The sequence below is a fragment of the Pseudomonas sp. PNPG3 genome (genome assembly GCF_023093815.1).
Classification (GTDB): domain Bacteria; phylum Pseudomonadota; class Gammaproteobacteria; order Pseudomonadales; family Pseudomonadaceae; genus Aquipseudomonas; species Aquipseudomonas asiatica.
Map to the genome: position 1 here is coordinate 16,067 of NZ_JALLKV010000006.1, position 24,425 is coordinate 40,491.

25 protein-coding genes are annotated in these 24,425 nt (G+C 60.0%); 20 read left to right on the top strand and 5 right to left on the bottom strand.

The features are described from left to right. Positions 1–2: 2 nt before the first annotated feature. The 14 genes from MJ643_RS06260 (at position 3) to glmS (ending at position 13,351) form a co-directional block, all read left to right on the top strand. The gene (locus MJ643_RS06260) at positions 3–794 is read left to right on the top strand and encodes a ParA family protein (protein ID WP_012274913.1); all 792 of its coding nucleotides are present in this window, start codon (positions 3–5) and stop codon (positions 792–794) included. A gap of 9 nt (positions 795–803) precedes the next feature. Next, positions 804–1,676: a ParB/RepB/Spo0J family partition protein gene (locus MJ643_RS06265; protein WP_003260029.1), complete on the top strand. Its 873-nt coding sequence runs from the start codon at positions 804–806 to the stop codon at positions 1,674–1,676. Positions 1,677–1,825: 149 nt separating this feature from the next. After that, complete coding sequence (locus MJ643_RS06270; RefSeq protein WP_008092225.1) at positions 1,826–2,233, top strand: F0F1 ATP synthase subunit I; 408 nt, start codon at positions 1,826–1,828, stop codon at positions 2,231–2,233. Between the two features lie 16 nt (positions 2,234–2,249). Continuing rightward, a complete protein-coding gene (gene atpB, locus MJ643_RS06275; RefSeq protein ID WP_003260030.1) occupies positions 2,250–3,119 on the top strand; it encodes a F0F1 ATP synthase subunit A in 870 nt (289 codons plus the stop codon). A 144-nt stretch (positions 3,120–3,263) separates the two neighbouring features. Further along, a complete protein-coding gene (atpE, locus tag MJ643_RS06280) occupies positions 3,264–3,521 on the top strand; it encodes a F0F1 ATP synthase subunit C (protein ID WP_003097235.1) in 258 nt (85 codons plus the stop codon). Positions 3,522–3,577: 56 nt separating this feature from the next. Beyond that, entirely contained in the window at positions 3,578–4,048 is a 471-nt protein-coding gene (locus tag MJ643_RS06285) for a F0F1 ATP synthase subunit B (RefSeq protein ID WP_003260032.1), read from the top strand. Between the two features lie 12 nt (positions 4,049–4,060). Further along, positions 4,061–4,597: a F0F1 ATP synthase subunit delta gene (locus MJ643_RS06290; RefSeq protein ID WP_003260034.1), complete on the top strand. Its 537-nt coding sequence runs from the start codon at positions 4,061–4,063 to the stop codon at positions 4,595–4,597. A 21-nt stretch (positions 4,598–4,618) separates the two neighbouring features. Beyond that, on the top strand, positions 4,619–6,163 hold the full coding sequence (gene atpA, locus MJ643_RS06295; protein ID WP_013974906.1) for a F0F1 ATP synthase subunit alpha: 1,545 nt from the start codon (positions 4,619–4,621) through the stop codon (positions 6,161–6,163). 48 nt (positions 6,164–6,211) lie between these two features. Then, complete coding sequence (gene atpG, locus MJ643_RS06300) at positions 6,212–7,072, top strand: F0F1 ATP synthase subunit gamma (protein ID WP_013974905.1); 861 nt, start codon at positions 6,212–6,214, stop codon at positions 7,070–7,072. A 27-nt stretch (positions 7,073–7,099) separates the two neighbouring features. Further along, the gene (atpD, locus tag MJ643_RS06305; RefSeq protein WP_013974904.1) at positions 7,100–8,476 is read left to right on the top strand and encodes a F0F1 ATP synthase subunit beta; all 1,377 of its coding nucleotides are present in this window, start codon (positions 7,100–7,102) and stop codon (positions 8,474–8,476) included. 43 nt (positions 8,477–8,519) lie between these two features. Continuing rightward, the gene (locus tag MJ643_RS06310) at positions 8,520–8,939 is read left to right on the top strand and encodes a F0F1 ATP synthase subunit epsilon (RefSeq protein ID WP_003260039.1); all 420 of its coding nucleotides are present in this window, start codon (positions 8,520–8,522) and stop codon (positions 8,937–8,939) included. A 121-nt stretch (positions 8,940–9,060) separates the two neighbouring features. After that, positions 9,061–10,428, top strand: a complete 1,368-nt coding sequence (gene glmU, locus MJ643_RS06315) for a bifunctional UDP-N-acetylglucosamine diphosphorylase/glucosamine-1-phosphate N-acetyltransferase GlmU (protein ID WP_013974902.1) — start codon at positions 9,061–9,063, stop codon at positions 10,426–10,428. Positions 10,429–10,735: 307 nt separating this feature from the next. After that, entirely contained in the window at positions 10,736–11,512 is a 777-nt protein-coding gene (locus tag MJ643_RS06320; RefSeq protein ID WP_015268400.1) for a DeoR family transcriptional regulator, read from the top strand. A gap of 3 nt (positions 11,513–11,515) precedes the next feature. Further along, positions 11,516–13,351, top strand: coding sequence for a glutamine--fructose-6-phosphate transaminase (isomerizing) (glmS, locus tag MJ643_RS06325; RefSeq protein WP_208209236.1), 1,836 nt, complete (start codon positions 11,516–11,518; stop codon positions 13,349–13,351). Positions 13,352–13,476: 125 nt separating this feature from the next. Here glmS and lpdA read toward each other — a convergent pair whose 3' ends face one another. Further along, complete coding sequence (gene lpdA / locus MJ643_RS06330; RefSeq protein ID WP_013974854.1) at positions 13,477–14,877, bottom strand: dihydrolipoyl dehydrogenase; 1,401 nt, start codon at positions 14,875–14,877, stop codon at positions 13,477–13,479. A 207-nt stretch (positions 14,878–15,084) separates the two neighbouring features. Between lpdA and cfaB the strand changes: the two genes are divergently transcribed. Then, complete coding sequence (gene cfaB, locus MJ643_RS06335) at positions 15,085–16,269, top strand: C17 cyclopropane fatty acid synthase CfaB (RefSeq protein WP_013974853.1); 1,185 nt, start codon at positions 15,085–15,087, stop codon at positions 16,267–16,269. Positions 16,270–16,410: 141 nt separating this feature from the next. On the opposite strand, the gene cls is transcribed toward cfaB, so the two are convergent. Further along, a complete protein-coding gene (gene cls, locus MJ643_RS06340) occupies positions 16,411–17,850 on the bottom strand; it encodes a cardiolipin synthase (RefSeq protein ID WP_013974852.1) in 1,440 nt (479 codons plus the stop codon). Positions 17,851–17,981: 131 nt separating this feature from the next. On the opposite strand from cls, the gene MJ643_RS06345 reads away from it, so the two are divergent. Continuing rightward, positions 17,982–18,509: a DUF3617 domain-containing protein gene (locus MJ643_RS06345; RefSeq protein WP_015272374.1), complete on the top strand. Its 528-nt coding sequence runs from the start codon at positions 17,982–17,984 to the stop codon at positions 18,507–18,509. On the opposite strand, the gene folE2 is transcribed toward MJ643_RS06345, so the two are convergent. Then, a complete protein-coding gene (gene folE2, locus MJ643_RS06350; RefSeq protein WP_024087926.1) occupies positions 18,493–19,398 on the bottom strand; it encodes a GTP cyclohydrolase FolE2 in 906 nt (301 codons plus the stop codon). The two genes, MJ643_RS06345 and folE2, sit on opposite strands and share 17 nt — an antisense overlap. A gap of 201 nt (positions 19,399–19,599) precedes the next feature. Here folE2 and zigA point away from each other — a divergent pair, with 201 nt between their 5' ends. The 3 genes from zigA to MJ643_RS06365 are packed head-to-tail and all read left to right on the top strand — an operon-like array spanning position 19,600 to position 22,442. Continuing rightward, the gene (gene zigA / locus MJ643_RS06355; RefSeq protein WP_013974849.1) at positions 19,600–20,808 is read left to right on the top strand and encodes a zinc metallochaperone GTPase ZigA; all 1,209 of its coding nucleotides are present in this window, start codon (positions 19,600–19,602) and stop codon (positions 20,806–20,808) included. After that, positions 20,805–21,431, top strand: a complete 627-nt coding sequence (locus tag MJ643_RS06360; protein ID WP_196184624.1) for a DUF1826 domain-containing protein — start codon at positions 20,805–20,807, stop codon at positions 21,429–21,431. The genes zigA and MJ643_RS06360 overlap by 4 nt, the downstream gene beginning before the upstream one ends. Positions 21,432–21,470: 39 nt before the next feature. Then, positions 21,471–22,442 carry a GTP-binding protein gene (locus MJ643_RS06365; RefSeq protein WP_013974847.1) on the top strand — a complete coding sequence of 324 codons (972 nt, stop codon included), beginning with the start codon at positions 21,471–21,473 and terminating at the stop codon, positions 22,440–22,442. Here the strand turns inward: MJ643_RS06365 and MJ643_RS06370 are convergent, their stop codons facing one another. Further along, positions 22,443–22,835, bottom strand: coding sequence for a DUF3301 domain-containing protein (locus tag MJ643_RS06370; protein WP_013974846.1), 393 nt, complete (start codon positions 22,833–22,835; stop codon positions 22,443–22,445). A gap of 120 nt (positions 22,836–22,955) precedes the next feature. Between MJ643_RS06370 and pdxY the strand changes: the two genes are divergently transcribed. After that, positions 22,956–23,828, top strand: a complete 873-nt coding sequence (pdxY, locus tag MJ643_RS06375) for a pyridoxal kinase PdxY (protein WP_013974845.1) — start codon at positions 22,956–22,958, stop codon at positions 23,826–23,828. Here the strand turns inward: pdxY and MJ643_RS06380 are convergent. After that, positions 23,825–24,310 (bottom strand): acyl-CoA thioesterase, encoded by a 486-nt coding sequence (locus tag MJ643_RS06380; RefSeq protein ID WP_003260046.1) that lies wholly within the window; start codon positions 24,308–24,310, stop codon positions 23,825–23,827. The genes pdxY and MJ643_RS06380 overlap by 4 nt on opposite strands. Positions 24,311–24,425 lie beyond the last annotated feature (115 nt).

Below are 24,425 nucleotides of genomic sequence, written 5' to 3' on the forward strand. Positions count from 1 at the left end.
CAATGGCTAAGGTATTCGCAATCGCGAACCAGAAAGGTGGTGTGGGCAAGACCACCACCTGTATCAATCTCGCCGCCTCGCTGGCCGCGACCAAGCGTCGTGTGCTGCTGATCGACCTCGATCCGCAGGGCAACGCCACCATGGGCAGCGGTGTGGACAAGCACGAGCTCGAGCACTCGGTCTACGACCTGTTGATCGGGGAATGCGACCTGGCCCAGGCCATGCATTACTCCGAGCACGGTGGTTTCCAGTTGCTGCCGGCCAACCGTGACCTGACAGCCGCCGAAGTGGTGCTGCTGGAAATGCAGGTCAAGGAGAGCCGCCTGCGCAACGCCTTGGCGCCTATCCGCGAGAACTACGACTACATCCTCATCGATTGCCCTCCGTCGCTGTCGATGCTGACGCTCAACGCCCTGGTCGCTTCAGATGGCGTGATCATCCCGATGCAGTGCGAGTATTACGCACTGGAAGGTCTCAGCGACCTTGTGGATAACATCAAGCGCATCGCCGCCCGGTTGAACCCGGAGCTGAAGATCGAGGGCCTGCTGCGGACCATGTACGATCCGCGCCTGAGCCTGAACAACGATGTCTCGGCGCAGCTGAAGGAGCACTTTGGCCCGCAGCTGTACGACACGGTCATTCCGCGCAACATTCGCCTGGCCGAGGCCCCGAGCTTCGGCATGCCGGCCCTGGCCTACGACAAGCAATCGCGAGGCGCGCTGGCTTATCTGGCCCTGGCCGGGGAACTGGTACGCCGTCAACGCCGTCAATCACGCACTGCACAAACAACTTAAGGAATCCGTATGGCCGTCAAGAAACGGGGTCTCGGACGTGGGTTGGATGCACTGCTCAGTGGTCCTTCCGTCAGCGCGCTCGAAGAGCAGGCTGTGAAGATCGACCAGAAAGAACTGCAACACCTGCCGGTCGAGCTGATCCAGCGTGGCAAGTACCAGCCGCGCCGGGACATGGACCCGGAGGCGCTGGAAGAGCTCGCGCACTCGATTCGCAACCATGGCGTGATGCAACCGATCGTGGTGCGCCCGATCGATGGCAACCGCTACGAGATCATCGCCGGTGAGCGCCGCTGGCGCGCCACCCAGCAGGCTGGCCTGGACAAGATCCCGGCGATGGTCCGCGAAGTGCCCGACGAAGCCGCCATCGCCATGGCGCTGATCGAGAACATCCAGCGTGAAGACCTCAACCCGCTGGAAGAGGCCCTGGCCCTGCAGCGCCTGCAGCAGGAGTTCGAGCTCACCCAGCAACAGGTGGCCGATGCCGTGGGCAAGTCGCGGGTGACCGTGGCCAACCTGCTGCGCCTGATCACCCTGCCTGACGCGATCAAGACCATGCTCGCCCATGGCGACCTGGAGATGGGCCACGCCCGTGCATTGCTCGGCCTGGAAGAACACCGCCAGGAAGAGGGGGCGCGTCATGTTGTCGCACGTGGCCTCACCGTGCGCCAAACCGAGGCACTGGTTCGTCAGTGGCTCAGCGACAAACCTGATCCGGTCGAACCGAGCAAACCTGATCCGGATATCGCACGCCTTGAACAGCGGCTCGCAGAGCGCCTGGGCTCGGCCGTGCAGATACGCCATGGCAACAAGGGCAAAGGGCAATTGGTTATTCGCTACAACTCGCTTGACGAGTTGCAAGGCGTGCTTGCTCACATCCGCTGAAACAATTCCCGTTGTAGCGCGCAGTCGGAAATCACTACCGAATAGTTGAATAGGGGTTAATCCACCCCTATACTCTGCGCGCATTTTGTCGGCACAAATTATGCCAAGTCATAACTGACTTGCTGGTCGACTTCCGAGGAGCAGTTGTGATGGAAATCCGCACGCCAAACCGCCTGCCTTTCCATCGCTGGGCGGTTTTCCCGGTACTGCTGGCTCAATTCGTCGTACTGCTGCTGGCAACGTTGGTGTTGTGGCAGTGGAAAGGGGCGGTCAGTGGATATTCAGGCCTTTGCGGAGGTTTGATTGCCTGGCTACCCAATGTGTATTTCGCCTGGAAGGCTTTTCGCTTCAGCGGGGCCCGGGCGGCACAAGCCATCGTCAAGTCGTTCTACGCTGGCGAGGCAGGCAAGATGATTTTGACGGCAGTGCTTTTTGCACTGACCTTCGCAGGAGTGAAGCCACTGGCGCCGTTAGCAGTATTCGGCGTCTTCGTGTTGACCCTTTTGGTCAGCTGGTTCGCGCCCCTGCTGATGAATAAAAGACTTTCGAGACCTTAGGGCGTTTGAGGCAACCATGGCAGCAGAAACCGCTTCGGGCTATATCCAGCACCACTTGCAGAACCTGACCTACGGTCAACTACCAGACGGCAGCTGGGGCTTCGCCCATTCGGCTGCAGAAGCCAAGGCAATGGGCTTCTGGGCGTTCCACCTGGACACCCTGGGTTGGTCCGTCGCGCTGGGTCTGATCTTCCTGTTCATCTTCCGCATGGCGGCCAAGAAGGCGACTTCCGGCCAACCTGGCGGCCTGCAGAACTTCGTAGAAGTGATGGTGGACTTCGTCAACGGCAGCGTGAAGGACTCCTTCCACGGCCGTAGCCCGGTAATCGCTCCGCTGGCGCTGACCATTTTCGTCTGGGTATTCCTGATGAACGCCGTCGACCTGGTACCGGTCGACTGGATTCCTCAGCTGGCCATCCTGATCTCCGGTGACCCGCACATTCCGTTCCGCGCCGTGTCGACCACCGACCCGAACGCGACCCTGGCCATGGCCTTCTGCGTGTTCGCCCTGATCATCTTCTACAGCATCAAGGTCAAGGGCCTGGGCGGCTTCATCGGTGAGCTGACCCTGCACCCGTTCGGCAGCAAGAACATCTTCGTTCAGATCCTGCTGATTCCGGTCAACTTCCTGCTGGAATTCGTGACCCTGATCGCCAAGCCGATCTCGCTGGCATTGCGTCTGTTCGGCAACATGTATGCCGGCGAACTGGTGTTCATCCTGATCGCTGTAATGTTCGGCTCCGGCCTGCTGTGGCTCAGCGGCCTGGGTGTGGTGCTGCAATGGGCGTGGGCTGTGTTCCACATCCTGATCATCACCCTGCAAGCTTTCATCTTCATGATGCTGACCATCGTCTACCTGTCGATGGCTCACGAAGATAACCATTAAGACCGCCTGGCGTGTCTGATAGCCTTCCCCGCCTGTTCGGGGGGAGGGCTTAAAAAGTCCGCAAGGGCATGCTGTACCAAACGATTTGTTTTACCGCTTCAAACTAAAAACCTAACCAATACGACGTAAAAGTCGGGAGGAAAGATGGAAACTGTAGTTGGTCTGACCGCTATCGCTGTTGCTCTGCTGATCGGCCTGGGTGCTCTGGGTACCGCCATTGGTTTCGGCCTGCTGGGCGGCAAGTTCCTGGAAGGCGCTGCTCGTCAACCAGAAATGGTTCCGATGCTGCAGGTTAAAATGTTCATCGTTGCCGGTCTGCTCGACGCCGTAACCATGATCGGTGTTGGTATCGCTCTGTTCTTCACCTTCGCGAATCCGTTCGTTGGTCAGATCGCCGGCTAATCACTCGTCACCACGAGTTGATGGCTGTATGAATTAAGACCGAGCGAGGTGTTGGCGTGAACATTAATGCAACCCTGATTGGCCAATCCGTTGCTTTTCTGATTTTTGTACTCTTCTGCATGAAGTATGTGTGGCCTCCGGTCATCACTGCCCTGCAAGAGCGCCAAAAGAAGATTGCCGACGGCTTGGACGCTGCCAACCGCGCAGCTCGCGACCTGGAGCTGGCCCAAGAGAAAGCGGGTCAGCAACTGCGTGAAGCTAAAGCACAGGCAGCCGAAATCATCGAGCAAAGCAAGAAACGCGCTGCTCAGCTTGTCGAGGAAGCCCGTGATCAGGCCCGCGTCGAAGCTGACCGTGTGAAGGCTCAGGCTCTGGCCGAGATCGAACAGGAACTGAACAGCGCTAAAGACGCCCTGCGCGCCCAAGTGGGTGCCCTGGCCGTTGGTGGTGCTGAAAAGATCCTTGGCGCCACAATCGATCAAAACGCGCATGCGGAGCTGGTTAACAAACTGGCCGCTGAAATTTAAGCGAGGGCGATCATGGCAGAACTGACCACGTTGGCCCGACCTTACGCTAAGGCTGCCTTTGAGCATGCCCAGGCCCATCAGCAACTGGCCAATTGGTCAGCCATGCTCGGCCTGGCTGCTGCGGTGTCGCAAGACGACACCATGCAGCGCCTGCTCAAGGCCCCGCGACTGACGAGCGCAGAAAAGGCCGCCACGTTCATTGACGTGTGCGGTGACAAGTTCAATGCACAGGCACGGAATTTCATTCATGTTGCCGCGGAAAACGACCGTCTCCTGCTTCTGCCGGAGATTGCCGCCCTGTTCGACCTGTACAAGGCCGAGCAAGAGAAATCCGTGGACGTGGAAGTCACCAGTGCCTTCGCGTTGAACCAAGAACAGCAAGACAAACTCGCCAAGGTTCTCAGTGCACGGTTAGGCCAGGAAGTGCGCCTGCACGCGTCGGAGGATGCCAGCCTGATTGGCGGCGTCGTCATCCGCGCTGGTGACCTGGTAATCGATGGCTCTGTTCGCGGCAAAATCGCGAAACTGGCCGAAGCATTGAAATCTTGAGTTTGAAGGGGCAGCAGAGCAATGCAGCAACTCAATCCTTCCGAAATTAGTGAAATCATCAAGGGCCGCATCGACAACCTCGATGTGAGCTCCCAAGCCCGTAACGAAGGTACCGTTGTTTCGGTATCCGACGGTATCGTGCGGATCCACGGTCTGGCCGACGTCATGTACGGCGAAATGATCGAGTTCCCTGGCAGCGTATTCGGCATGGCCCTGAACCTGGAGCAAGACTCCGTAGGTGCAGTGATCCTGGGTGCCTATGACACCCTCGCCGAAGGCATGAGCGCCAAGTGCACCGGTCGCATCCTGGAAGTTCCGGTCGGCAAAGGCCTGCTGGGCCGCGTTGTCGACGCTCTGGGTAACCCGATCGATGGCAAAGGTCCTCTGACCACCACCGAAACCGACGCGGTCGAAAAGGTCGCTCCAGGCGTGATCTGGCGTAAGTCGGTAGACCAGCCTGTACAGACTGGCTACAAGTCCGTCGACGCCATGATCCCTGTCGGCCGTGGCCAGCGTGAGCTGATCATCGGTGACCGTCAGATCGGCAAGACCGCCATGGCCATCGACGCCATCATCAACCAGAAAGACTCCGGTATTTTCTGTGTTTATGTTGCTGTCGGCCAGAAGCGTTCCACCGTTGCCAACATCGTTCGCAAGCTGGAAGAAGCCGGCGCCCTGGCCAACACCATCGTGGTCGTTGCCAGTGCTTCGGAATCCGCCGCACTGCAGTTCCTGGCGCCATACGCCGGCTGCACCATGGGCGAGTTCTTCCGTGACCGCGGTGAAGACGCCCTGATCGTTTACGATGACCTGTCCAAGCAGGCCGTTGCCTACCGTCAGATCTCCCTGCTGCTGCGTCGTCCACCAGGACGTGAAGCGTACCCAGGCGACGTGTTCTATCTCCACTCCCGTCTGCTGGAGCGTGCATCGCGCGTTTCGGAAGAGTATGTCGAGAAGTTCACCAACGGCGCAGTCACTGGCAAGACCGGTTCCCTGACCGCCCTGCCGATCATCGAAACCCAGGCTGGCGACGTTTCCGCGTTCGTTCCGACCAACGTGATTTCCATCACCGACGGTCAGATCTTCCTGGAATCGGCCATGTTCAACTCGGGCATCCGCCCAGCAGTGAACGCCGGTGTTTCGGTATCCCGCGTAGGTGGTGCCGCTCAGACCAAGATCATCAAGAAACTGTCCGGTGGTATCCGTACCGCTCTGGCTCAGTACCGTGAACTGGCTGCATTCGCCCAGTTTGCTTCCGATCTGGACGAAGCGACCCGCAAGCAGCTGGAGCATGGTCAGCGCGTTACCGAGCTGATGAAGCAGAAGCAGTACGCGCCGATGTCCATCGCGGACATGGCCCTGTCGCTGTACGCCGCTGAGCGTGGCTTCCTGACTGACGTAGAAGTCTCCAAGATCGGTAGCTTCGAGCAAGCACTGATCGCCTTCTTCAACCGTGATCACGCTGAACTGATGGCGAAGATCAACGTGAAGGGTGACTTCAACGACGAAATCGACGCAGGCCTGAAAGCCGGTATCGAGAAGTTCAAGGCCACCCAGACCTGGTAAGCCGCAGCGGGGGCTCAGGCCCCCGCTTGCTAACCTGATAGGTGATACATGGCAGGCGCAAAAGAGATTCGCAGTAAGATTGCGAGCATCAAAAGCACGCAAAAAATTACCAGCGCCATGGAGAAAGTGGCGGTCAGCAAGATGCGCAAGGCACAAATGCGCATGGCTGCTAGCCGTCCTTACGCGGAGCGTATCCGCCAGGTGATCGGTCATCTGGCCAACGCCAACCCGGAATACCGCCACCCGTTCATGATTGAGCGCCCTGTAAAGCGCGCCGGTTATATCGTGGTGAGCAGTGACCGTGGTCTGTGCGGTGGCTTGAACACCAACCTGTTCAAGGCCCTGGTCAAGGACATGAACGAAAACCGCGAACAGGGCGTGGAAATCGACCTGTGCGTGATCGGCAGCAAGGGTGCGACTTTCTTCCGCATCTTTGGCGGCAACGTCGTAGCCGCGATCAGCCACTTGGGCGAAGAGCCATCGATCAACGATCTGATCGGCTCCGTCAAAGTGATGCTGGACGCCTACCTGGACGGCCGTATCGATCGCCTCTCGGTGGTTTCGAACAAGTTCATCAACACCATGACCCAGAAGCCAACGGTCGAGCAATTGGTACCGTTGGTGGCAACCCCGGATCAGGATCTCAAGCATCACTGGGACTACCTGTACGAACCCGACGCAAAAGAGCTGCTGGACGGCTTGATGGTGCGTTACGTGGAGTCGCAGGTGTACCAGGCGGTGGTCGAGAACAACGCTGCTGAACAAGCGGCCCGGATGATCGCCATGAAGAACGCCACAGACAACGCCGGTGATTTGATCAAAGAGCTTCAGTTGATCTACAACAAGGCGCGTCAGGCTGCGATCACCCAGGAGATCTCGGAAATCGTCGGCGGCGCTGCCGCGGTTTAACGGTTCAAATATTCAGAGGATCCAGCTATGAGTAGCGGACGTATCGTTCAAATCATCGGCGCCGTCATCGACGTGGAATTCCCACGTGACGTCGTGCCGAGTGTTTACAACGCGCTGAAAGTACAAGGCGCGGAAACCACCCTGGAAGTTCAGCAGCAGCTGGGCGACGGCGTGGTTCGTACCATTGCGATGGGCTCGACCGAAGGCCTGAAGCGCGGTCTGGAAGTCGTTGACTCCGGCGCTGCCATTTCCGTTCCTGTTGGTAAGGCCACCCTGGGCCGTATCATGGACGTACTGGGCAACCCGATCGACGAGGCCGGCCCGATCGGCGAAGAAGAGCGTCGCGGTATCCACCAGCCAGCGCCTTCGTTCGCTGACCAGGCAGGCGGCAACGACCTGCTGGAAACCGGCATCAAGGTTATCGACCTGGTTTGCCCGTTCGCCAAGGGTGGTAAGGTTGGTCTGTTCGGTGGTGCCGGTGTCGGCAAGACCGTAAACATGATGGAACTGATCCGTAACATCGCCATGGAACACAGCGGTTACTCCGTGTTCGCTGGTGTGGGTGAGCGTACTCGTGAGGGTAACGACTTCTACCACGAGATGAAGGACTCCAACGTTCTCGACAAGGTAGCGCTGGTCTACGGCCAGATGAACGAGCCACCAGGAAACCGTCTGCGCGTAGCGCTGACCGGCCTGACCATGGCTGAGAAGTTCCGTGACGAAGGCAACGACGTTCTGCTGTTCGTCGACAACATCTATCGTTACACCCTGGCCGGTACCGAAGTATCCGCACTGCTGGGCCGTATGCCTTCGGCAGTAGGTTACCAGCCGACCCTGGCTGAAGAGATGGGCGTTCTGCAAGAGCGTATCACCTCCACCAAGGAAGGTTCGATCACCTCCGTTCAGGCCGTATACGTACCTGCGGACGACTTGACCGACCCGTCGCCAGCGACCACCTTCGCCCACTTGGACGCCACCGTCGTTCTGTCCCGTGACATCGCCTCCCTGGGTATCTACCCAGCGGTCGACCCACTGGACTCGACTTCGCGCCAGCTGGACCCGAACGTGATCGGCAACGAGCACTACGAGACCGCTCGTGGCGTTCAGTATGTTCTGCAGCGCTACAAAGAGCTGAAAGACATCATCGCGATCCTGGGTATGGACGAACTGTCCGAAGCGGACAAGCAACTGGTAGCCCGCGCTCGTAAGATCCAGCGCTTCCTGTCGCAGCCGTTCTTCGTGGCCGAAGTCTTCACCGGTTCGCCAGGCAAGTACGTTTCCCTGAAAGACACCATCGCTGGCTTCAGCGGCATCCTCAAAGGTGACTACGACCACCTGCCAGAACAAGCGTTCTACATGGTCGGCAGCATCGACGAAGCGATCGAGAAAGCCAAGAAACTGTAATTCCTGCGCCCCGCAAGGGGCGCTATCAGGTTGAGGCAAGCAGATGGCTATGACAGTCCATTGCGATATCGTCAGCGCGGAAGGAGAGATCTTCTCCGGCCTGGTCGAGATGGTAGTTGCGCACGGTAACCTAGGTGATCTTGGTATCGCTCCGGGTCACGCGCCGCTGATCACCAATCTCAAGCCTGGTCCGATCACGCTGACCAAGCAGGGTGGCGCCCAAGAGGTGTTCTACATCTCTGGTGGTTTCCTCGAGGTTCAGCCGAACATGGTCAAGGTGCTTGCCGATACCGTGCAACGTGCTGCAGACCTGGATGAAGCTCAGGCTCAGGAAGCCCTCAAGGCTGCCGAGAACGCCCTGAATCTGAAAGGCGCGGACTTCGACTACGGCGCCGCCGCCGCACGTCTGGCCGAGGCCGCAGCTCAGCTGCGTACCGTCCAGCAAATGCGCAGAGGCAAGTAATCGGCCCTCGGCTGATAACTTCTGTTGCGATTGAGTAAAAGGGTAGCCTCGGCTACCCTTTTTCTTTTCTGATTTCTCCCCCCCGGTCATTTCACTGACCACCCAGGATTGGTAGCCAGTAATGTCACTCGATATCGTTATTCTCGCCGCCGGCCAAGGCACCCGCATGCGCTCGGCGCTGCCCAAGGTGCTGCACCCGGTTGCCGGCAACTCCATGCTCGGCCATGTTATCCACAGCGCGCGCCAGCTGCAGCCGCAAGGTATTCATGTGGTCATTGGCCATGGTGCCGAGCTGGTTCGCGAGCGCCTGGCCGCCGACGACCTGAACTTCGTCATGCAGGACAAGCAGCTGGGTACCGGCCATGCGGTTGCCCAGGCATTGCCGGCCTTGACCGCCGAAACCGTGCTGGTGCTGTACGGTGATGTGCCGTTGATTGAAGTGGAAACCCTGCAGCGTCTGCTGGCGAAGGCCAACGAGCAGCAGCTGGGCCTGCTCACGGTGACCCTCGACGACCCGACCGGCTATGGCCGCATCGTGCGTGACGAGCAGGGCAAGGTGACCGCCATCGTTGAGCACAAGGACGCCAACGATGAGCAGAAAGCAATCAAGGAAGGCAACACCGGTATTCTGGCCCTGCCAGCCGCGCGCCTGGCCGACTGGATGGGCCGCCTGTCGAACAACAACGCTCAGGGCGAGTATTACCTGACCGACGTCATCGCCATGGCTGTGGCCGATGGCCTGATGGTGGCTACTGAACAGCCGCACGACCCGATGGAAGTGCAGGGCGCCAACGACCGTCGCCAGCTGTCCGAACTGGAGCGCCACTACCAGTTGCGCGAAGGTCGTCGCCTGATGGCCCAGGGTGTGACCCTGCGCGACCCGGCGCGCTTCGATGTCCGCGGTGAAGTGACCGTTGGCCGTGACGTGCTGATCGATATCAACGTGATTCTCGAAGGCAAGGTGGTCATCGAGGACGATGTGCAGATCGGCCCGAACTGTGTGATCAAGAACACCACCCTGCGCAAAGGTGCAGTGGTCAAGGCCAACAGCCACCTCGAAGGTACCGTGATGGGCGAGGGCAGCGATGCCGGCCCGTTCGCCCGCCTGCGCCCGGGTAGCGTGCTGGACGCCAAGGCCCATGTGGGTAACTTCGTCGAACTGAAAAACGCCCACCTCGGGGAAGGCGCCAAGGCAGGTCACCTGACCTACCTGGGCGATGCCGAAATCGGTGCACGCACCAACATCGGCGCCGGCACCATCACTTGCAACTACGATGGCGCCAACAAGTTCAAGACCGTAATGGGCGAGGACGTGTTCATCGGCTCGAACAACTCGTTGGTAGCGCCTGTAGAAATCAAGGCTGGTGCGACCACTGCTGCCGGCTCGACCATCACCCAGACCGTGGAGGCAGGCGACCTGGCGGTGGCTCGTGCACGTCAGCGCAACATCTCGGGTTGGAAGCGTCCGGAGAAGATCAAGAAGAGCTGAGTTATACACAGCTGTTTCGATCGAAAGCCGACTTATGTGAATAAGTCGGCTTTTTTCTTGGTCGTTTGGTGTTACTTGTGGGAGCGGCCTTGTGTCGCGAAAGGGCTGCGAAGCAGGCCCGGCAATATTCGCGTTACCTTTGAAATCATTGGGACCGCTTTGCGGCCCTTTCGCGACACAAGGCCGCTCCCACAAGGGCATGGCGAGTGCCGGGAGAATCTATCCACAGGGCAGTGACGACTTGACGAATCGCTCATCTTAGGTTTTGATTGCCATCATTATCTTTCGAATCGAAACTTAAGCGCTCATGTCGAAACGAAATACCCCGCAGCGGCGGCACAACATCCTGGCGTTGCTCAGCGAGCAGGGCGAGGTGAGTGTGGACGCGTTGGCCAAGCGTTTCGCTACCTCGGAGGTCACCATCCGCAAGGACCTCGCTGCCCTGGAAACCAATGGCCTGTTGCTACGACGTTATGGTGGCGCGGTCCCGGTGCCTCAAGAGCTGCTCGGTGAACCTGCCCAGCCGGTGTCTTCCTATAAAAAGGCCATCGCCCGCGCTGCTGTGGCGCGTATCCGCGAACATGCGCGGATCATTATCGACAGCGGCAGCACCACGGCAGCCATGATCCCTGAACTGGGCCGCCATCCTGGCCTGGTGGTGATGACCAATTCGATGAACGTGGCCCGCGCCATCTGCGACCTTGAACACGAGCCGGTGCTGCTGATGACCGGTGGCACCTGGGACCCGCATTCCGAGTCGTTCCAGGGCCAGGTGGCTGAGCAGGTGCTGCGCTCCTACGATTTCGACCAACTGTTCATAGGCGCCGACGGTATCGACCTCGGCCGCGGCACCACCACCTTCAACGAACTTCTCGGCCTAAGCCGGGTCATGGCCGAAGTCGCCCGTGAAGTGATCGTGATGGTCGAATCGGACAAGGTAGGGCGCAAGATCCCCAACCTCGAGCTGCCCTGGGGCAGCGTGCACACCCTTATTACTGACGAACGCCTGCCCGCAGCGGCACGCGAACAAATTCAAGCCCGCGGCATCAACCTGATCTGCGCCGCGATCAGCCAGGAGCAATAAACCATGTGTGGAATCGTTGGTGCCGTCGCCGAGCGCAACATCACAGCCATCCTGATCGAAGGCCTCAAGCGTCTTGAGTACCGCGGGTACGACAGCGCCGGCCTGGCCGTCCTCACCCAGAACGGTGAACTGCAGCGCCGTCGCCGTATCGGCAAGGTCAGTGAACTGGAAGCCGCTGTTGCTGCCGAGCCACTGGCCGGCCAGCTGGGTATCGCCCACACTCGCTGGGCCACCCACGGTGCGCCGACCGAGGGCAACGCCCACCCGCACTTCTCGGGCAATGAAGTGGCCGTGGTGCACAACGGCATCATCGAGAACCACGAAGAACTGCGCGAAGAGCTGAAGGGCCTTGGCTATGTCTTCACTTCGCAGACCGATACCGAAGTCATCGTCCACCTGATCCACCACACCTTGAAGAGCATTCCGGACCTGACCGATGCCTTGAAGGCTGCGGTGAAGCGCCTGCATGGCGCTTATGGCCTGGCGCTGATCAGCGCCAAGCAGCCTGACCGCCTGGTAGCCGCACGTAGTGGCAGCCCGCTGGTCATCGGCCTGGGCCTGGGCGAGAACTTCCTGGCGTCCGACCAGCTGGCCCTGCGCCAGGTCACCGACCGCTTCATGTACCTGGAAGAAGGCGACATCGCCGAAATCCGCCTTGACCAGGTCTCCATCTGGGACCAGGATGGCCACAAGGTTCAGCGCGAAACCGTGCAGTACCACGAAGGTGCCGAAGCTGCCGACAAAGGTACCTACCGCCACTTCATGCTCAAGGAAATTCACGAGCAGCCAAGCGTGGTGCAGCGCACCCTGGAAGGCCGCCTGGGCAAAGACAATGTGATGGTCCAGGCCTTCGGTCCGCAGGCTGCGGAACTGTTCGCCAAGGTGCGCAACGTGCAGATCGTTGCCTGTGGTACCAGCTACCACGCCGGCATGGTCGCCCGTTACTGGCTGGAAAGTCTGGCCGGGATCCCGTGCCAGGTCGAAGTAGCCAGCGAGTTCCGTTACCGCAAGGTGGTGGTGCAGCCGGACACTCTGTTCGTCTCCATCTCGCAGTCTGGCGAAACCGCCGACACCCTGGCCGCACTGCGCAACGCCAAGGAGCTGGGCTTTCTCGGCAGCCTGGCGATCTGCAACGTCGGTATCAGCTCGCTGGTGCGTGAGTCGGACCTGACCCTGTTGACCCTGGCCGGCCCGGAAATCGGCGTAGCCTCGACCAAAGCCTTCACCACCCAACTGGTTTCGCTGATGCTGCTGACCTTGGCCCTGGGCCAGGTGCGCGGTACCCTGGAAGCCGGCGTTGAAGCCGAGCTGGTCGAAGAACTGCGCCGCCTGCCGGCCCGCCTGGGCGAAGCCCTGGCCATGGACGCCACCGTCGAGAAAATCGCCGAGCTGTTCGCCGACAAGCACCACACCCTGTTCCTCGGTCGTGGTGCGCAGTACCCGGTGGCGATGGAAGGTGCGCTCAAGCTCAAGGAAATCTCCTACATCCACGCCGAAGCCTACCCGGCAGGCGAGCTGAAGCACGGCCCGCTGGCTCTGGTGGACAACGACATGCCAGTGGTAACCGTTGCGCCGAACAACGAACTGCTGGAGAAGCTGAAGTCCAACCTGCAGGAAGTACGCGCCCGTGGTGGCGAGCTGGTAGTGTTTGCCGACGAGCAGGCCGGCATGACAAATGGCGAAGGTACCCACGTGATCAAGGTGCCGCACATCGCCGACGCCCTGGCGCCGATCCTGTATACCATCCCGCTGCAGCTGCTGTCTTACTACGTGGCCGTGCTCAAGGGCACCGACGTGGACCAGCCGCGTAACCTGGCCAAGTCGGTTACGGTCGAGTAAGCCAGAAGCCAGGGGCGCTTTGCGCCCCGTCGCGACACAAGGCCGCTCCTACAGGAAATTGCGTTCTCCTGTAGGAGCGGCCTTGTGTCGTGATGGGCTGCAAAGCAGCCCCCGGCTATCTCACATCATATCTGCATCGCCATCCCGTCCACATTCATCGCTGCCTGGCGCAAGGCCTCGGAGCGGGTCGGGTGGGGGTGGCAGGTGAGGGCGATGTCTTCCGCCGAGGCCGAGAACTCCATGGCCACGCAGAACTCACCGATCATCTCGCTGACACTTGGGCCTACCAGGTGCACCCCCAGCACTTCGTCGGTCTCGGCATCGGCGATGACCTTGGCGAAGCCTTCGGTTTCGTGGTTGATCTTGGCCCGGCTGTTGGCCGTGAACGGGAACTTGCCTACTTTATAAGCACGCCCTTCGGCCTTGAGCTGCTCTTCGGTCTTGCCCACGGTGGCCAGCTCCGGGCGGGTGTAGATCACGCCAGGAATAAGGTTGTAGTTGACCTCGTGGGGCTTGCCGGCGATGCGTTCGATGCAGGCCACCGCTTCGTCTTCGGCTTTGTGCGCCAGCATCGGGCCGGAGGTGACGTCGCCAATCACCCAGATACCCGGCACGGAAGTGCGGTGGTGGTCATTGCCGAGCATGCCGCGCTTGTCGGTTTCCAGGCCCACGCTTTCCAGGTTCAGCCCTTTGGTATAGGCGCGTCGGCCGATGGCGACCAGTACATAGTCAGCCTGCAGCGTTTCTGCGGTGCCGCCAGCTGCTGGCTCCAGGGTCAGGTTCACGCCATCGGCGCTGGCGTTCGCCTGGGTCACCTTGCTACCCAGCTTGAACACCATGCCTTGTTTGGCCAAGGCCTTCTGCAGGGTCTTGGCGGTTTCTTCGTCGGTGCCCGGACAGATGCGGTCGAGGTATTCGATGACCGTGACCTGGCTGCCCAGGCGGCGCCATACCGAACCCAGCTCGAGGCCGATCACGCCAGCTCCGATGACGACCAAATGCTTGGGCACCTGTGGCAGCGACAGCGCGCCGGTGGAGTCGATGATGCGCTGGTTGTCGATGGTCACGCCCGGCAGGGGCGTAGGCTCGGAGCCGGTGGCAATGACGATGTCTTTGGCCTGCAGTGCGGTTTCGCTGCCATCCTCAGCCTTGACCACGACCTTGCCGACGCCATCCAGGCGACCCCAGCCCTTGATCCAGTCGACCTTGTTCTTGCGGAACAAGTACTCGATGCCCTTGGTCAGGCCGGTCACGCTCTCGTCCTTCTGTTTCATCATCTGGGCGAGGTTGAGGGTAGGTTTGACTTCGATACCGAGGTGGGCGAACTCGTCACCACTGGCGGCTTCGTACAGCTCGGAAGCATGCAACAGTGCCTTGGAGGGCATGCAGCCCACGTTCAGGCAGGTGCCGCCCAAGGTCGAGCGGCCTTCCACGCAGGCTACGCTCAGGCCTAGTTGGCCGGCGCGAATGGCTGCGTTGTAGCCGCCAGGGCCACCGCCGATGATCACCACGTCATAGGATTTCATGGGTTCAACTCCAGGATGAAGAAGCGCAAGAGGTGCACAAGGTTAAGCTGAGATGCAAGAATTGTATACAATCCGCGATGTGCATAAGATTAGTTGGTTCTAGACCATGGTCTCGTTTAGAGGAAACATCCCACGAATGAACTACTCTGATCCGGCGACGTTCGAAATATCAGGCGTCGTGGCCAAATACGGACAGGAGGGTCGTTCATGCTTGCGCAACTTCCACCGGCACTGCAGAGCCTGCATCTGCCGCTGCGGCTGAAACTGTGGGACGGTAACCAGTTCGATCTGGGGCCTAGCCCGCAGGTCACTATCCTGGTCAAGGAGCCACAGCTGATCAGCCAGTTGAGCCACCCGAGCATGGACCAACTGGGCACGGCATTCGTCGAAGGCAAGCTGGAGCTGGAGGGCGATATTGGTGAAGCCATCCGCGTATGCGATGAGCTGAGCGAAGCGCTACTGACCGACGAAGACGACACCCCACCGCAGCGTCAGGCCCACGACAAGAGCACCGACGCCGAAGCGATTTCCTACCATTACGATGTTTCAAACGCGTTCTACCAGCTATGGCTGGATCAGGACATGGCCTACTCGTGCGCCTACTTCCGTGAGCCGGACAACACGCTGGATCAGGCACAGCAGGACAAATTCGATCATCTGTGCCGCAAGCTACGCCTGGAAGCAGGTGATTACCTGCTCGACGTTGGCTGCGGCTGGGGTGGGCTGGCGCGTTTCGCTGCTCGCGAATATGGCGCCAAGGTGTTTGGTATCACCTTGAGCAAGGAGCAGCTCAAGCTCGGTCGCGAGCGGGTGAAGGCAGAGGGTTTGGCCGACAAGGTCGACCTGCAGATTCTCGACTACCGCGACCTGCCTCAGGACGGCCGCTTCGACAAGGTTGTCAGCGTTGGCATGTTCGAGCATGTCGGGCATGCCAACCTGGCGCTGTATAGCCAGAAGCTGTTCGGTGCCGTGAGGGAAGGGGGGCTGGTGATGAATCACGGTATCACCGCCAAGCATGTGGATGGTCGCCCGGTCGGGCGTGGCGCTGGCGAGTTCATCGATCGCTACGTCTTCCCCCATGGCGAGCTGCCGCACCTGTCGATGATCAGTGCCAGCATCTGTGAAGCGGGGCTGGAAGTGGTAGACGTGGAAAGCCTGCGTTTGCACTACGCCAAGACCTTGCACCACTGGAGCGAGAACTTGGAGAACCAGCTGCACAAGGCGGCGGCGCTGGTGCCCGAGAAGACCTTGCGCATCTGGCGGCTGTACCTGGCCGGGTGTGCTTATGCCTTCCAGAAAGGCTGGATCAACCTGCATCAGATTCTGGCAGTTAAACCCTACCCCGATGGGCACCATGATCTGCCCTGGACGCGTGAAGACCTATATCGTTGAATTGCTAAAAAGTACGCAAGCGCGACACCATACTCTGTGGGAGCGGGTTTACCCGCGAATGCGTCGGTACAGCCACTGACGTCTTCGCGGGTAAACCCGCTCCCACAAGGTGTGCGATACCCAGAGAGGGGCGCTTACGCTTCAGAGAATCGGCGAAATCAGCCGAGCAATCCGCATCCCCAGTTGCTGCAGCCGATGAGTATCGCGGCTGTCCTCCGCAGTAATTTCCCGTGCCTGTTCAAAGTCATTGCTCAGCATTTTCTCGACCTGGTCAGCGAAGCCGCGGTCGACCGTGAGCAGGGTGATTTCGAAGTTCAGGCGGAACGAGCGGTTGTCCAGGTTGGCACTGCCGATCGCGCTGACATCGTCATCCACCAGCACCACCTTCTGATGCAGGAAGCCCGGTTGGTAGCGGAACATGCGTACACCCGCACGTACCGCTTCGAAGGCGAAAAGGCTGGAGGCGGCATAGACGATGCGATGGTCTGGGCGTGACGGAATCAGCACTCGCACATCGACCCCACGCAGTACTGCCAAACGCAACGCGGCGAACACCGCCTCGTCGGGGATGAAGTACGGGCTGGTGATCCACACGCGCCGGGTGGCTGAATGGATCGCCTCAAGGAAGAACAGCGAGCAGGTTTCCTGTGGATCGGCCGGGCCGCTGGCCAAGGCTTGGCACAGCACGCCGTTGTCAGGGTAGGCGTCCGGCAGAATCAGCGGCGGTAGCTGGCGCGTGGCCCAGTACCAGTCCTCGGCGAACGACTCCTGCAGGCAGGCCAGCACCGGCCCGCTGATCTGCACGTGGGTGTCGCGCCAAGGTGAAAGCTGCGGGTGGCCACCGAGGTACTCATCGCCCACGTTGTGCCCGCCGATAAAACCGAGCAAGCCATCCACCACCACGATTTTGCGGTGGTTACGGAAGTTAACCTGGAAGCGGTTGAACCAGCCCCGACGGGTTGCAAAGGCATGAATCTGTACACCACCGTCGCGCATCAACTGGCTGTAGCTTGCCGGCAAGGCATGGCTGCCGACACGGTCATACAGCACGAACACCCGCACCCCCTCGGCGGCCTTGCGCAGCAGCAGTTGCTGCAACGCTTTGCCAAGATTGTCGTCATGGATGATGAAGAACTGCACCAACACCACGTCGCGGGCTTTTTCGATGGCGGCAAATATTGCATCGAATGTTGCTTTGCCATCGATCAGCAGCTTCACCTCGTTATTGGCAAGGCAAGGCATGCGCCCGAGCTTGGGCATGGCGCGCAACGCCGCATAGCTTTCCGACTCGCGGGCCGTGAGGGCTTCTTCTACCCAAGGCCGCCAGTTGAGGTTGGCCATGGCCACATGCATTTCCTGGTTGGCCTGGCGCCGGGCCTTGATGTAGGCATAGAACGAGCGCGCACCAAAAATCAGGTAAGGGATCAGGGTGAGGTAAGGGATGAAGAACAACGGCATGGCCCAGGCGATTGCGCCTTGGGCAGTGCGCACGGTGAACAGTGCGTGCAGTGCGGCGACGATACCCAGCAGGTGAACCAGGCCGAGTAGGTAACCGAAGAAGTAGGGGCTGTGGTAGTCCATATGCATCCTGCTTGCCGAGTACACTTGAGTAACAGAACACGTTCCCGGTCCGCCTTGCAACCTGCAGGTGGATTTGGCGTCTAAGGCTCAGCCCGGCCCACTTGGCCGGCTTTTTCCAGGAGCGTTCGTCCATGAAGATTCGTCTGCCACTGTTGGCGTTGGCCCTAGGTGTGAGCAGCCCGCTGGTGCATGCTCAGATGCTACAGCCAGGTTTGTGGGAGCTGACCACTAGCAACATGCAGGTCGATGGCAAGCCGTTACCCGATATGGAGTTCATGCTCGGCCAGTTGAAGAACCTGCCGCCAGAGCAGCGCGCGATGATGGAAGGGGTGCTGGCCAAGCAGGGAGTGACTGTTGGGGGTAAGGGGGTGCGCTCGTGCCTGACGCCAGAACAGGTGGCAACCAACGATATCCCTCTGCAGGACCCGAAGTCAGGTTGTACCCAAAAGATAACCGACCGCACCGGCAATGTATGGAAGTTCCAGTTCAGCTGCCCCAAAGCGCAGGGCAGTGGCCAGGCGACTTTCCTCAGTGACCGGGAATTCACCACCCAGGTCAACGGTACATTCAACGCCTCGGGTGTACAGCAGCAAGGCAGCATGAACACCCGTGCCGTGTGGTTGGGCAATGACTGCGGCTCGGTCAAGCCGCGCAGCTGACATCCCATTGCCACTGGCTGGTTGCGACAGCGTCGTGGGCATGCAGGCTTTCTGCATGTTCCACGCGCAGCTTGAAGGCCGTGCTCCATTCTATTTGCCTTAGCGCCTTGTGCAGGCGTCGTGCGGCGTCTTCGCAGAACATCAGGTTCTGGCCGTTGGCCAAGGCAAAGGCTTGTTCGTCTGCGCGCTTAACTGCGGTCTGCACCGCTGTCCCCAGGCTTGCTTCTATGCAGTCGATCAACTCGGTGATTGGCAGAACCTGCTGATTGCTGCGCAGCCTTACCTGGATTAGCGCGCTGCTACGTTGGCTATGGGGCGTCGCTACGATGCCTTCGGCGCTGCCAAGCCACTGCAGCACTGCAGATTTGTCGACCTGCTCTGTACTGAAATGCGCCTGGAACTGCTGCTGAATCAGTTGCCGTGCAAGTGCAGCCGAGCATGGGCAGGTCGAGGAGTAAGGGACAGAAACGGATAGTTCCACGTGGAACATTTCATTTTCGATCCTTGCATCGACTGTGACCGCATAGCTTTTCCAACCCTCCAACGGGCTGATCAACGCAGGCCTTTTCAGTAGATGCTCGAAGCGCAAACGCAGATAGGCGGCGGAAGAAAGGCCTTCGTGGCTGCTGAGGAAGTTACCCAGCAGCTGGCGGATGGTGAGCGGCGTCAGAGGCTGATGTTCCAACGACTCTAGGGCGAGATAAAGCCGCGACATATGGATACCGCGTGAGCTGCCGTCTACCAGGCTAACGCCGGCATCGACCGTGGCAGCTGCTGTGCGCCCCTCGAACTGTACAGGTTGGGCGATCCCGCACATACCCACCCAGTTCAAAGGTAAGGCGTATTCATGGGTTTGTGCGGCAATGTCGGGGAGCTTGAGCTGAGTCATCTGGTATTCCAAACAAAAGGGAGATCAGCGGCCATCACCGATCAAGCTGCAATGCCAGGAGGGCACCCTGGCACGTGGCGGGTTCACTTTTCCTCCCGGTGGGCATTCGTTCGTCACGAACGGCTTGGCGAAATTGTATTGTTACTTTATAACATTGTGCAATGCATCGTTTCGAATGCGCTCGCCTGAAGAGGTTTCGCCATGTCCAACCGTCTCCCTGTCACCGTGCTATCCGGCTTCCTTGGCGCCGGCAAGAGCACCTTGCTCAACCATGTGCTGCGTAACCGCGACAACCTGCGAGTCGCGGTCATCGTCAATGACATGAGCGAAATCAACATCGATGCGAGCGAGGTGCAGCGCAACGTAAGCCTCAATCGTGCCGAGGAGAAGCTGGTGGAGATGAGCAATGGCTGCATCTGCTGCACGCTGCGTGAAGACCTGCTCGAGGAAGTGGCGCGGCTGGCTGAAGAAGGGCGTTTCGATTATTTGCTGATCGAGTCCACGGGGATCTCGGAGCCACTGCCTGTGGCCGAGACCTTCACCTTCCGCGACGAACAGGGCCGTAGCCTGTCCGACATGGCGCGCCTGGACACCATGGTCACTGTGGTCGATGGCCTGAACTTCCTGCGTGATTACCAGGCAGCAGACAGCCTGGCCAGCCGTGGCGAAACCCTGGGTGAGGAGGACGAGCGCTCAATCAGTGACTTGCTGATCGAGCAGGTCGAGTTCGCCGATGTACTGTTGCTGAGCAAGATCGACCTGATCAGCCAGCACGAGCGCGAAGAGCTCATGGCCATTCTGCGCAGCCTCAATGCCCGGGCGCGGATCGTGCCCATGGTCATGGGCCAGGTACCGCTGGACCGCATCCTCGACACCGGCCTGTTCGACTTCGACCAGGCCGCCCAGGCACCGGGCTGGCTGCAAGAGTTGCGCGGCGAGCATGTGCCGGAAACCGAAGAGTATGGCATTGCCGCCACCACCTGGCAGGCCCGGCGCCCCTTTCATCCACAGCGCTTTTTCGACTTTATCCACAAGCCATGGAGCAATGGGCGCCTGCTGCGTTCGAAAGGTTTTTTCTGGCTGGCCAGCAAATACCAGGAAGCCGGAAGCTGGTCGCAGGCAGGCGGCATGATGCGCCATGGCTTGGCGGGCCGCTGGTGGCGTTTCGTGCCGCGCGAGCAGTGGCCACAGGATGTGGATAACACAATCGCGATCTTGAAGAACTGGGTTGCCGAGAGCGGTGACTGCCGCCAGGAACTGGTGTTCATCGGGCAGAATATTGACTTCGAAGAATTATCCACAGCACTCGATGCATGCCTTTTGACCGATCAAGAAATGGAATTGGGGCACATGGGCTGGTTGCGCCTGCCCGATCCGTTCGGTCCATGGCATGAGGAGGCCGCAGCATGAACCCTGCATCCAAGCCTGTGGATATTTTCCAGGTATTTGGCGAGACACCGCAGGTGCTGACCGATGTGCTGCAGGATGGCGTAAACCTGGCAGTATGGCGGCGACGTTTGCCACCACAACTGGAGGACTTTGCCGCGCTGGTGGTCAGCCTCGGCCAGCCCTTGGCAGACCAGCGCGTCATCGATGTGGATGAGCAGAACATGCCGGTTTTCACCGAACTCTTGCGCGAAGCGGCCGACTTGCACGGCTATGAGGCATTCGTGGCGGATGTGGCCTGGCTGGTGGCGGCCTATACCTGCCTGGTGGGTGCGCAGCGGGTAGGTTTGCGCCTGCGGGTACTGACAGGCCCGATGTGCCCGCGCTTCCATGTGGATAACGTTCCGCTGCGTCTGCTCACTACCTACGCAGGCCCAGGTAGCGAGTGGTTGAAAGAGGACGCGAGCCCTCGTGGCAACTTACACACAGCAATACTTCCTGTGGATAACGTTCAGTACTTGCAAGCTGGCGATGTGGCGGTGCTCAAAGGTGAAAAGTGGCAGGGCAACGAAGGTGCGGGCCTGGTGCATCGGTCGCCATCGGGGCAGCAGGGGCGCCTGCTGCTCAGTCTTGACTGGCTGGCCTGACGGCGCATAGTGAGGCATCGCCATCGCCCGAAGCCGCCCATGCTGCAGAACATTCCCACCCACGTGATTGCCGGCCCGCTGGGGGCCGGCAAGACTACCCTGATCCGTCACCTGCTGGCCCAACGCCCGGCCAATGAGCGCTGGGCAGTATTGATCAACGAATTCGGCCTGGTAGGCCTGGATGCGGCCTTGCTCAGCCGTGACGAAGACGGCATCGCCATCGGCGAAGTCGCAGGTGGCTGCCTGTGCTGCGTCAATGGCATGCCGTTCCAGGTGGGCCTGGGCCGACTGCTGCGCAAATCCCGCCCTGACAGGCTGTTCATCGAGCCGTCCGGGCTGGGTCATCCCTTGCAGTTACTCGCTCAGTTGCAAAAAGCCCCTTGGGCTGGAGTGCTGACAATACAGCCATTGCTGATGGTCGTGGACGCGCAGTCGATGGTCCGGAACGAGCAGCTTCAGGAGGATCAACAGCAGGCGTTCGATGCTGCTGAAAGCGTTGTCTTGAACAAATCAGAGGCTGTGGATGAAAGCGCTAAATTGTTGATAACTAATAAATTTTATAAAAAGAAAATATTCTGGACCGTCCAAGGTGGGCTGCCCTTGTCGGACCTTCCGGCTGTACCCCATGGCATTGTCGACAGCTCGCTTGTGGATAACAGGATTGTCGACAATCTTGTGAATCCACCGACAGCGCTATGGGCAGACCCCGGGCAGCCGATCTGTCTTGCCCAGCAGGGAGAGGGAGGTTGGAGCATCGGCTGGCGCTGGCACCCTGGGCAGCAGTTTTATCCACAGCGGTTGCAGGCGTTCTTGCGGGCTTGGCCGTGGCGGCGTGCCAAAGGGGTTATCCACAGCGTGGAGGGCTGGCAATCATTCAATGGCCTGAATGGGGACATGCCCGCCTGGCAGCCCAGCGACTGGCGCAGGGATACGCGTATCGAGCTGATTTTCGACCAGCCGCAATCGCAATCCGCGCTGCAGGCCGGGTTGAGCGAATGTCGTGTCAGCTGATCAGTTGCGCCAGCGGTTGTGCTCCTGGCGCCACTGCTGCATCTCGATGACGTTGTCGGCGCGCGGCGGGGTCTTGATCTCGAACGGGTAGGGCGCTAGTTCGATCTGCACGCTGTGGGCGCCGAACTGGGTCACGGTACCGGGGTGGCGCTGTTCGCCCGTGACGGTGAATTCGAAGGCGTAGACGCGCGCCAGGCGCTTGCGGCCGTTGGCGTCACGGACAAAGGCGATGCGCTTGAGTGCGACCGCGTCGTCGAGCAGTTCGAGGTCGAGCTTGGCGCAATGCTGTTTGACCCGTTCCAGGGCTTTCTCGCGCAACCCGTGGTTGTGCCACAACCAGGCGCCTGCCGTGGCGACCAGCATCAGGACGAAGAGGTTTTCCAGGGTCAACATTTGCGTATGCTCCAAACAGGTCGATCCAGCTTAACTGCGTCCCTGGCCTGTCGTACAGGTGGCAATCGAGTTCATACTGCGTTGCGCACAATCCCTGAAACAGCTTTGGAAACCTCCCGCATGAAACGTACCCCGCACCTGCTCGCCATCCAGTCTCACGTGGTGTTCGGCCACGCCGGCAACAGCGCCGCGGTGTTTCCCATGCAGCGTATCGGGGTCAATGTGTGGCCGCTCAATACCGTGCAGTTCTCCAATCACACACAGTATGGCCAGTGGGCGGGTGAAGTGCTTGCCCCCGCGCAAATTCCCGCGTTGGTGGAAGGCATTTCCAACATCGGCGAGCTGGGCCATTGCGATGCGGTGTTGTCCGGTTACCTGGGCAGTGCCGAACAAGGCCGGGCGATTCTGGCTGGCGTCGAGCGGATCAAGGCAGTCAACCCAAAGGCTTTGTACCTTTGCGACCCGGTCATGGGGCACCCTGAGAAGGGCTGTATCGTGCCAGCGGAAGTGAGCGAGTTCCTGCTCGATGAGGCGGCTACCAGGGCCGATATCCTGTGCCCCAACCAGCTGGAGCTGGACAGCTTCTGTGGCCGCCGAGCGCAGTCGCTGGAGGACTGCGTGAACATGGCGCGCAGCCTGTTGCAGCGCGGGCCGCAGGTGGTGCTGGTCAAGCACCTTGCTTACCCCGGGCGCGCCGAGGACCAGTTCGAGATGCTGCTGGTGACCGCCGAGCAGAGCTGGCACCTGCGCCGCCCGCTGCTGGCGTTCCCGCGGCAGCCGGTAGGGGTGGGTGACCTGACCTCAGGCCTGTTCCTGGCCCGCGTCCTGCTCGGCGACAGTTGGGTGCAGGCGTTCGAATTCACTGCTGCGGCCGTACACGAAGTGCTGCTGGAAACTCAGGCCTGCTCCAGCTATGAACTGCAGCTGGTGCGGGCCCAGGACCGCATTGCGCACCCAAGGGTGCGCTTCGAGGCACAGCTGCTGGCGCTTTAAATCGCGTCGGTTTTCAGGTCCTGGTAGCGCTTTTCCAGCTCCTGGCGGATCTGACGGCGCTGCTGGCCCTGCAGGAAGCGGCGCTTTTCTTCACTGCTTTGCGGCTGGCGCGGCGGCACCTGCACCGGGCGACGGTTGTCGTCGACCGCTACCATGGTGAAGAAGCAGCTGTTGGAATGGCGCACCGAGCGCTCTCGGATGTTCTCGGTCACCACCTTGATGCCCACCTCCATCGAGGTGTTGCCGGTGTAGTTGACCGACGCCAGGAAGGTTACAAGTTCACCCACGTGCACCGGCTCACGGAAGATCACCTGGTCGACCGACAGGGTGACTACATAGCTGCCGGCATAGCGGCTGGCGCACGCATAGGCCACTTCGTCGAGGTACTTGAGCAGGGTGCCGCCATGTACGTTGCCAGAAAAGTTGGCCATGTCCGGGGTCATCAGGACGGTCATGCTCAGCTGGGCGTTTCCAGGTTCCATAGGGTGCTCACGGTGAGGTTGCGCGGAATCGGGCGAATGGGGGGCATTATCTGCAGACACTTCTGTTCCCCTCTTTTGAATTTGCCTTCCTGGTACGGGACGTTGGCTGACGCTC